Annotated in this window: 5 protein-coding genes; 4 read left to right on the forward strand and 1 reads right to left on the reverse strand. The window is 62.3% G+C overall.

Going from position 1 to position 10,202, the window contains the following annotated elements; genetic code table 11:
- Window positions 1–539: 539 nt before the first annotated feature.
- Window positions 540–1,151: a hypothetical protein gene (locus KA354_24475; protein ID MBP7937808.1), complete on the reverse strand. Its 612-nt coding sequence runs from the start codon at window positions 1,149–1,151 to the stop codon at window positions 540–542.
- Window positions 1,152–1,462: 311 nt separating this feature from the next.
- On the opposite strand from KA354_24475, the gene KA354_24480 reads away from it, so the two are divergent.
- The 4 genes from KA354_24480 to KA354_24495 all read left to right on the forward strand — a co-directional run.
- The gene (locus KA354_24480; protein MBP7937809.1) at window positions 1,463–2,719 is read left to right on the forward strand and encodes an ISAs1 family transposase; all 1,257 of its coding nucleotides are present in this window, start codon (window positions 1,463–1,465) and stop codon (window positions 2,717–2,719) included.
- 1,660 nt (window positions 2,720–4,379) lie between these two features.
- Window positions 4,380–6,698 carry a hypothetical protein gene (locus tag KA354_24485; protein ID MBP7937810.1) on the forward strand — a complete coding sequence of 773 codons (2,319 nt, stop codon included), beginning with the start codon at window positions 4,380–4,382 and terminating at the stop codon, window positions 6,696–6,698.
- 17 nt (window positions 6,699–6,715) lie between these two features.
- Window positions 6,716–7,441 carry a hypothetical protein gene (locus tag KA354_24490; protein MBP7937811.1) on the forward strand — a complete coding sequence of 242 codons (726 nt, stop codon included), beginning with the start codon at window positions 6,716–6,718 and terminating at the stop codon, window positions 7,439–7,441.
- Window positions 7,442–7,864: 423 nt separating this feature from the next.
- On the forward strand, window positions 7,865–10,202 hold a 2,338-nt coding region (locus KA354_24495; GenBank protein ID MBP7937812.1), incomplete at its 3' end, for a helix-turn-helix domain-containing protein.

Here is a 10,202-nt window from a genome sequence, read left to right on the forward strand (position 1 = left end):
CCCGTGCGAATTGCCATTCCGCAATCGCGGCCGCGGGTAGTATCAGGAGAAGCAGAGGGGCGGTCAAGTTGGGTTGCGAGCGAGGAGCGCGAGTGCGGATCGAGGGGGCCTGGGGTGGGTCGAACGGCTTGCAGTTGACCTGCAAACCCCGGTGGACAGGTCCCGGGAGGGCCGAGGCGCGACGCTTGCCGGGCCGGTCCTGCCGGCCCTGCCCTGCCCGGAGCCGCTCGCGCAATGGCCCGGCAGGGCCGGCCGTGCGAGCGGCGTGACCGGCCCGGACGGGGCCTGGCCAGGCGGCGCGGTCCCTGCGGGCCCGCCCACGTCAGGTCGAGGTTTCAAGCGCAGTGATGACCCAAGCGGGCCGCGTGCAGGGACCGTGACGACAGGGGTTTGTCAGGTCCAACTGCTGGTTGGACATCGCAGTCCTACCACTGTCCCAAGGGTGCTGCCGGCAAATTTCCCCGACCGTCCGGAATAGCGGCAACGCCAATCAATCGACTTCTTTGAAGAAGCGCAGACTGCACGGGTCAATGAGGGAGTCACGAAAGGAAGCCCTGGCCACCGCACGTTGGGCACTTACCTGAGCCGCCGCACCGCGTGCACTTCTGGCTTGTACCAGCAAGCGACGCCGCTGTCGCATCGACAATATTTGACTCGAAACCACTGCCGTGGCAGGCGGAGCATTTGCCATCGTTCCGCCCGAGCGGAGCGGGACCGTTGCAATCAGGACAGGCGTGCGGACCCGACTTCTCCGGAACGGTCTGTGAAGGCACGGCAACACGAGCCGGCTCAAGCCGCTGGATAGGCCTAGGATCGGGGCCGTGAGATGATTTCGCTGCCATGAACTGGTTCGCCAACATCACAGCAGGCCAGCTGAAAACGAAGCGCATAATCGCGAATGGGAGGACCAAGGCCCAGCCGAAGCCAATCCCGTTAATCGCCTGAACGATACGTCGGAGAGGACTTTCAAAGACAAGCGTCAAGGCCGGACCAATGACGGCGCCGCCGATGAATGCGTTGTACCAGGCCATGTGGGAACCACCCGAGAACTGCATGAAGACGATGCCCGCAACTCCTCCCCAAATGGCGCTGAACAGAAGGGCCCACCCCATCAGTTTCGCGTCGTGAATCGCAGCGTCGGCCAGTTTCATCTATTTCTCCAACATGAGACGGAAGCAACATGTAATCCACAACATCACTCGTGTCAACACACGTTCGTTCGATGCCAGCCCTGGCCGGAAGTCGTGGACCGTCGGTGGAGCAGGTGCAGGCGCGGCGCGGCGGGGCCGCCATCGGGCCACCGGATCGCAAATTCGCGGGTATGCGGGGGCAATGACGGTCGTCTTCTTGGCGCTGGTCGCAGCGCTGGTGTCTTGAGAGGGACGGCGTTGTGGGGGGTGGGCGGCTACACCCACCCCCCACGAGAGCGGGGCCGGCGCGGGCCCCGCAAGGAGCCGTCCCCATGATGGTACGAGCCAATGTCCGGGTGATCCAAGCACATTTCAGGAAGCGCCAGCGTGCGCTGCAGTCGCAGGGCATCACGGACCCCCGTGCGGCGCGGGGGAAGCGGTACTCGCTGGCGCGGGTCTGGCGGACGGCCATCCTGTCGCTGTGCCTGCTGTCGCAGAGCGCGAGGCGGGCGGTGGCGGTGGGCCGGGACCTGTCGGGCCGGGTGGTCTGCCGGATCGGGCGGACGGCGCTGTCGGACCTGGTGTCGCGGCTGGACCCCGGTCAGGTGCGGCGCAAGCTGCACGCCCAGGTGCACGAGGAGTTTCACCGCAAGTCGCTGCGGCCCTCTGGCCTGCCGGTGGGCGTCGTCGCCATCGACGGCAAGACCGTCTGGACGGGCGACGAGAAGGTCAACGACTACTGCCAGCGGAGCCACAAGGAGAACGGGACGCCCTACTGGCACTTCCGGGTGGTCCGGGCCGTGCTGGTCAGCGCGGCGGCGCCGGTCTGCATCGACCAGATGCCCATCCCGGCCGACACCAACGACATGGGCGTGCTGCCGGCCTTCCTGGACGGCTTGAAGCGCGAGTACGACAAGGGCCGGCTCTTCGAGATCCTGACCATGGACGCGGGCTTCTGCTCGCAGGCCAACGCCAGACTCGTCCACGACGCCCACTTCGCCTACGTCTTCGGCCTCAAGGGCAACCAGCCCGACCTGCACGACGAGGCCCGGCGCATGCTGGTGCCGCTGGCAGACAGCACGCCCCCGATGGCCGCGTCCGACTGGGAGCGCGAGCGCGGCAAACGCGTACAGCGCCGCTTCTGGCGCACCACAGACCTCGCCGGCTGGCTCGACTGGACCCACCTGCGACAGGTCTGGATCGTCCGCCGCGTCGAGCAGCGCGACGGCGAGCCCGAGCGCGTCGTGGACGAGCGGCTCTTCGTCACCAACCTGCCCGCCGCCCGACTGGTCCCCCGGCAGTGCCTCGACCTCGTCCGCCGCCACTGGCGCGTCGAGAACGACTGCTACGGCACGCTGGACATCCAGTGGAAGGAGGACGCAGGGCACTGGACCCGCAAGGGCAACGGCCTCCTCGTCTGCAGCCTCATGCGCGTCCTCGCCTACAACGTCCTGTGGCTTCTGCGGGCCGTCTACTTCCGCGCGGACCGCAATCGCGGATTGCCCTGGCAGCAACTGCGGGACATCGTCCGAGATACCCTGGTGCTCGCCAGCGCCAGGATGGGAGCCATGGCCCGCGCCGGGGCCTGACCAGGCCGCCCACTCCCCACAACGCCATCCACCACCGCTGCCGACTCAGGCCCGGATTGGGGAGGGGGAAAGACTCGCGAGAAATGGCCTCAACGTGGCCGCGACGACTCGTCACCGTCCATCGCTATGTCGCTCGACGACTTCCGGCCAGGGCTGCGTTCGATGCATCCCGTACAAAGAATACGGGTTATCTCCCGCCTGAGACGAAGGCAAGGGGCGCAACAATACCTCCGCCAGACGATTGGCTTGCACAAAGAGTCACCATCGACGCGGGCGGCATGTGGGCAACGACATCCAGCTTCGAACGATGAACTCCTTGGGTTACCTTGCCGATCGCAATACTTCATGCGTGTGACGCAGGCCGATAAGCCCTGTGGTTCCACCGACGACGTTATCCCCAAGGTTTCGCGCAGGCGTGTGGGCCCATAGCCCCCCACTCATCGCGAAACTTCAACGAAGTTGCCGTCGAGCTTTGGGGCCCGCTGACTCTGCCCATCGCAGGAGCGTTCTCGCGATGTCCAACGGCTTTGCAGTTGACCTGCAAAGTCCGGTGGCCGGCCCCGGGGAAGGCCGAGGCGCGACCCTTGCGCATGCAAGGGGCGTGACCGGCCTGGACCGGGGACGGACAGGAGGCGCGGTCCCTGCTGGCCCGCCCACATCAAACCGCGGGCCAGGCACGGCGCAGATCCAAGCGGGCCAAATGCAGGGACCGTGACGACAGGGCTTTGTCAGGTCCAACTGCTGGTTGGGCCGCGGCCTGGATAGACCGGAAACATGGACATTCCCACTCCACGGTCCTATCTGGGTGAGACGCGCCCGCCACCGTCCTCGCGCCGAAATTGGCCGTTGACGACTGCCCCGGTGGGGGGTAACATCACACATCTTGGTGACCGTCTTCACTGTCCATGCGCGCGACAATGCGGACGGGTATCGACCAGGGTTGTGGCAAGGCACGTCGCACCAGGAGGAGAGCATGCACCATACTGCTAGGAACCTTGTTCGTATCCTGCTCGTGCCGTATCTCTTCATGTTCGTGTTCACGGTGCCCAGCATCCGCGCCAGCGCATCGATCTTGCCGATGTCACAGCCTGACGATTCTCCAGGCAGGAACCGGGACATGGGAATCCGAATCCAAGACATCGAGAAACTGGTAGGCGCCAGCGCCGCTGATGATCTCCTCGTCCGGTTCAACTACTCCGGCGCGGCTCGCCATGTATTCCGGGATTCGGGCCTTATCGACCTTTCAGACCTTGGGTGCAGTTGCGAGGAGGTTGTGTCCGGGGCAGACTGCGTCCTTCAGCAGTTCGCGCGGTTGCTGGGCGTTGAAGTCCCCAGAACCGACCTTGCTCCAGGTATTCATATTCCGCTTCACGGGGACGTTAGCGCAATCAAATTCGTGCAACGACTTGCAGGATTGGAGGTCGAAGGCAGTGCCATCGTACTCCGCATTGATCCGAAGGCTTGTCGCCTCCTCTCAATATCTTCAACCTTCCTGACCGGTCTTCGAGTGGTAGAAAACACTTCGGAAATCTTTCCTGCGTTCTCGGCGGAAGTCACGGACCTGATCTCCGAGAGGCTTTCCGCACCTGCGCAATTAATCAGCGACGAGGGTCCCGCATATCACGTTGAGAAGTGGACGAAGAGCCTCGAAGCGGTTCCGGTGCTACGTTACCTCGTGCAGACTCCGGATGGCGTACACCTTGTTCGCGTGGATGCAGGGACACAGAAGGTCGTCGACGTGGAGGCTCGGACGTGGCCATACGCCAGCAAGGAAGTGTCCACCAACGTGGCCGCGCGCGACCACGCGAATACCCCTGGCTGTGGAGGGGGTTGTTCGACTGGCTATACTTGCGTCAATAGCAGTTGTGTAAAACTCTGTACAACCGACGCGGAATGCCATTCGGCGCCCTTCGATACAGACTGGAAGTGCAACACCGCAACCCCTTTCTATCATTTCTGCACTGATCCTTTCTATTCGGCGGGCACCGACACCGTCGTTGCCTACTCGACCGCCTATGGATGGGTGGACCCGGGGTACCAGTACTTTCATCTCGTTTCACAACCGAAGACTGTGCTGGACAGCCTCGACACGTGGCTTCATGACTACCTTGGGATCTGTAGTTGGTCGAACGATTGCGCCAACCCGAAGCCATTACGCGTTCGCAACCTCATCGACTACGATGACCAGACCCCTGCTTCTGGAAGTTTCGATTCACAGAACAACTACATGAACATCTTCAGTGCGTCGGATACGCCGCTGAGCCCCACGGACTACTCGGGCTGGTCCAATAAGTACCAGTTTTACGGGCACGAATTCGGTCACGGAGTCTACTACGATGTCCCGAATTCACACTACCCAGACGAGTGCGCCTCCGAGATCCAGGCCCAGATTCATGGTGCCCTCTTTGCCGCTGCGAATTTCTCCCAGACCTGGGGAACCTACAACCAGAGTGCCTACCTCGACGAAGTTCATGGACTCGTGGCTGGGAGCGGGTGGGTGCCCTACCTGCCCTACGCGCAACGGTTCGCGTTCGACAGCGCCAAATGCATCGACTCGATGGGCGACACTTCGGATTTCACGGGCGTGATCTGTAGTCAGGACTCCGATTGCGGTCCTTGGGAGTATTGTAAGTTCAATACTCAGGCGGCCCGAAACGAATGCAATACAGACGGCAATTACAACAATAACAGGCCGATTTGGCAACGCTTCGCGCGCGTGTGGGCCGAAGGATCGGCCACATTCAGCGAAAACGGCCTGGGCGAATCCATGGGGCAGGTTTTCAGTGGCGCCGGTCTCGCTTCTGCAACCGCGATCTACTCGGACGTGATTCAGCAGGGAATACTCGACACCAGTACGACGCTGCAGGACTTCGCCTACGAGCTGATCGCCAATTCAGGAGTGTTTGCCAATGCGACGCGATACGCACTAGGCTCCATCGGGATGCTCACTGGCGACTACGTTGTCAGCGGTACCGCCACGACCGATCGCGCTGTCGCCGCCATGCTGTACTCCGACTGGGCCCTGTCCAGCAACGACAGGAACTTCTACTCCTGGAAGGAGGCGTCGACGGGGACGATCAGGGTTCGCTACCATAATGGAACGACCTATCAGGAGGTGTCTTGGACTGATGCGAACGCCGGTACTGCACCCACCATGGCGGTTCGGAATGGGCGTCTGCATGTCTTCTGGGCGGATGCAACGAACGGGAGCATCAAGTTCAGGTACTTTACGTCGAATGGGTCCGTCTATGGCACATACTCACTCGGCGGTCTTGGAGGCGGTATCAAGGCCGATGGCGATTTCGAAGCGGTTCCGTTCAACGGATATCTGTACCTGGTCTATCGCAAGTACGGAAGCAGCGGCCTTTATGTGAGCAAGTGTCTGGAACCCACGTACGGATGCACCTCCGATTCGAGCGACTGGGTGTCCTTCGGTGGAACCTATCAGTCGAGCCTCGGTATCCTGGGCAGACCGGGTGTCGGCGCGGCGGCCGGGATCGGCCTGCACGGACTTCCGCCCGGCGAGGCAGCCACCCCCTATTTGTATGTGGTCTACTCGCACGCGGGCAGTCCCAACTACCTCCAGCTCAAGGTTTCCAGGGTCACGACGGGGGACGCCGTCGATGGGTCAGTCATCCTGCACTCGTCGGCGCCATCGTCGCTGCCTATCTACAAGATCGGCGCGAGCCTGAGGACGGCCGCCTATTCGGATGCGGGAAAATACCTATATGTAGCATGGCGTGACTACTGGTTTGACAATTCCGCCTACATTTCGATCCTTCAATCGTGGGATGGAAACGATGGTCTCCCGAACCACTCCAATTTCTGGTTCTCGCGCCCGTTCCGTCTCGGCTTCGAAACCACGCAGGGCGTGACGCTCAAGAAGCACCAGACGAACGAAGAAACCGCGATCGCGACGGAATTCATGTATGTTGACGGGAACGTGCCGCGGCGCGGTGCTTTCTACGGCCGATACTAGGAGGGAGGAGTATTCCGATGAATTCGCGACCTGTGTCGGCGATGTTGATCCTCGTGGTGAGCATGGCGGCGGGTTGCGCGGGCCGCGTTCATACCGACGATACGATGGATGCCGTTGTTGGTGAATTGCCGTTGATCGATAACGTTGGGGAACCCGGACTTCCCGATCTCGCTCACAGGGATGCCGGCGCCGATTCTCCGGACACGCCGGATGTTGACACCCCGGACGGATCCCACTGTGCCGAAGAAGCAGGCCAGTGCGGCCGGAACGAGACTTGCCGGGTGGGGGCCGAGGGCGTCATCCAATGTGAATGCCTTGCGCCGTTGTTGTGGTGGGATGATTTCAACGTGCCCGACAACGTGCGTCAGGGCATTGAGCCCGGCCCGCCCGTGATCCGCTCTTGTGACGCGCCCATGGCCCCGGAAGTTTTCGAGGGGATCCCTTGCCCCTACTGGCGTGGAGAATACGACACCACGCCGGGGGTGCCCGAGGACACGGTACATGTCTGGTACGATGCCACCAGCGGCAGACTGCGCTTCGACTACATCGTCCCGAACGGGGTCCAGATTAGGTCCGATGGAATTGGCGTGCTCTGGTCAGGCGATTCGTCAAGAGGCCACGTGAGCCGGGTGGAATTCAGCACACAGCGGGTCCGTTTCGTCACATTCGAGCGGTCCACGGGTGCGTTCTACGCCGAGGCGGCGTGGGTACCCCTGGCCTCCGAATTCTGTCCAAAATTCTAACCGAATTGCAACCCTACTCCGCCATGCACATTTTCCTCGGACACGCCAACCCTGCGCACGTCGTGGCCGAAAACGACGGTCGCTCGCGATCACGCCCCTACATGACAGCCCTCCAGTACGGCCACTGCTTCTGCTGCGGTAGCAGGGTTCTTGGGGCCCACAGCCGCCGTCCTTCGCAGGGGAGGTTCTTCCGCGGCCCAACGGCTTGCGGCTGAGCGGCAGACCCCGGTGGACGGCCGGCGGGAGGGCCGAGGCGCGACCCTTGCGCATGCAAGGGGCGTGACCGGCCCGGACGACGGCTGGCCAGACGGCGCGGTCCCCGCTGGCCCGCCCACGTCAAACCGTCGGCCTGGCACGGAGCAGATCCAAGCGGGCCAAATGCGGGGACCGTGACGGCAGGGGTCTGTCCGTTCCAGCCGCTGGTTGGACAGCCCCGTTATTGTTGTGTTAAACAGGGTGTTGACTTTTCTATCAACAGCCCCCAAAGTCAGCACCATGAGGTTTGAAGCCTACATCCGCGAAAAACGGAACGAGTTGAATCTGTCGCTTCGGGCAACCGCACAAGGCGCGGGCGTCGACGTTGCGTACTTGTCGCGAGTTGAGTCCGGCAAGGTTCCGCCATCGGAACCGCTGATCGGTGGCCTGGCAGCAGTGCTTCAATGCAGCACTGAGGAACTTCAACTGCTGGCGGGACGGCTACCCGATTCGATCCGAACCGTAGTTGAAAGGGAGCCTTCAAGAATGGCACGCATTCTGAAACAGGCAGCTTCGTCCGCACTTGCCGAGGCGGCGGCGCCGTACGCGACCCACGGTCCCGACCGGACCGCTATCGAGGACGGCTTCCCATTCGAGGAAGTGAGTACCGTCGCTGAAATCGAGAGTTGGCGGAAAGAGGTGCATCGGCCGATCTACCACGTTCACAAGTGGTGGGCGCAACGGTTGGGATCGGTGTTCCGAGCTGCGATTATCGGCGCCGCGGTACCCGCGGGGGCCTCAGTGATGGATGCGTTCTATAGTCGCACCAGGTTCCCGGGGTTGGTGGTGTTCGACCCGTTCATGGGCAGCGGCACGACCGTGGGCGAAGCCCACAAGCTCGGAGCGACGGCCGTTGGACGAGACATCAACCCTGTTGCTTGTGCCGCGGTGAGGGGGGCACTTGGGCCGATCGACAGGCGGGATCTGCTGGCCAGCTACGCAGCGTTGGAAGCAAAAATCGGAGACGAGTTGCGTTCGCTCTATCGGAGCATCGACCGCGATGGGAATGAGTGCGACGTGCTTTACTTCTTCTGGGTGAAGATCCTGGCTTGCCCCTCGTGCGCGCGCGACGTCGACCTCTTCTCGTCCTACGAGTTTGCGCGCCATGCGTACGCTGCGAAGAACCCGGCAGTTCAGGTCCTGTGCCCTGCGTGCGGCGCGGTATTTGGCAGCCTGTCCCACGCGCCCGAAACCGAATGCCCGGAGTGCAGGCATCGTTTCGACCAGAACTACGGGCCCGCGCGGCATGCGACAGCGGTTTGTCCACATTGTCAGAATGAGTTCCCAATCGCCCGTGTCGCACGATCGGCGGACGGACCACCAAGGCATCGCCTCTACGCGAAACTGGTGCTGCGCCAGAATGGGGCCAAAGAGTACCTGCGGGCGACAGCCGAGGACGTGCGGCAGTACGAAGCGGCCGAGCAGCGCCTCCTTCGGGAAAACCTGACAGTGCCGCAAGTAGCGATCCAGCCAGGGAACAACACCAAGCAGATACTCAACTACGGCTATCGCTACTGGCATCAGTTGTTCAACGCCCGACAGTTGCTAGGGTTGGCAACGTTGCGAAACGCCATTCTGTCGCTACCGGCGGGCGCAAGCAGAGATGTACTGCTCCTCCTGTTCTCCGGCACGCTCGAGTTCAACAACATGTTCGCCTCGTACAAGGGAGAGGGGACCGGAGCGGTGCGGCACATGTTCGCGCACCACATTCTCAAGCCGGAGCGCACGCCGATCGAGGCCAACCTGTGGGGTACACCTCGGAGCTCGGGCGCCTTTTCGACGCTGTTTCGTTCGCGGTTGCTACGGGCAATCGAATACCGTGAGTCACCATTCGAGATCGCGCCAGACGAAAGGGGAACCGGTGGTCACAAGGTGTTCGGGTTGAGCGACCCGATCGGTGGTGTCGTAGAGAAGCAGTGCGCGGACCCCCGGCAGGCGCCCGGAGGGCTGTTCGTGACATGCGGTTCCTCGGCGCACACTGACATGGTGGATGGTTGCGTCGATTTGGTCGTCACGGACCCACCGTTCTTCGATAACGTGCACTACTCGGAGTTGGCGGACTTTTTCCACGTCTGGCAGACACTCGGCGCGCCGGAAAGCGATAGCGCCACAACCCGGAACAAGGAAGAGGTCCAAGACACGAGCGCAACCGCCTTTGCGGACAAATTGGCTGCGGTCTTTGCCGAATGCCATCGTGTTCTCCGGAACGAGGGACTGCTCGTCTTCAGTTATCACCACTCTCGACCCGAGGGATGGAGTTCGGTCGCCAGTGCCGTCGTGCGAGCGGGCTTCACTTTCGTGCAGAGTCAGCCAGTCAAGGCGGAGATGTCGGTCGCCGCACCGAAGGCGCAAGCGAAGCAACCTATTGACATCGACGTGATGCTTGTCTGCCGGAAGCGGAGCCACGACGTTCGATGCCGGATCAGTATCGACCAGGCGGTAGAGCAGTTGGCCTCGATCGGCGTGCGCTCCGGCTTGAGAATGTGGTGCGCGAACATGTGCCGCA

This window comes from Phycisphaerae bacterium (assembly GCA_018003015.1).
In the GTDB taxonomy this organism is placed as follows: Bacteria; Planctomycetota; Phycisphaerae; order UBA1845; family PWPN01; genus JAGNEZ01.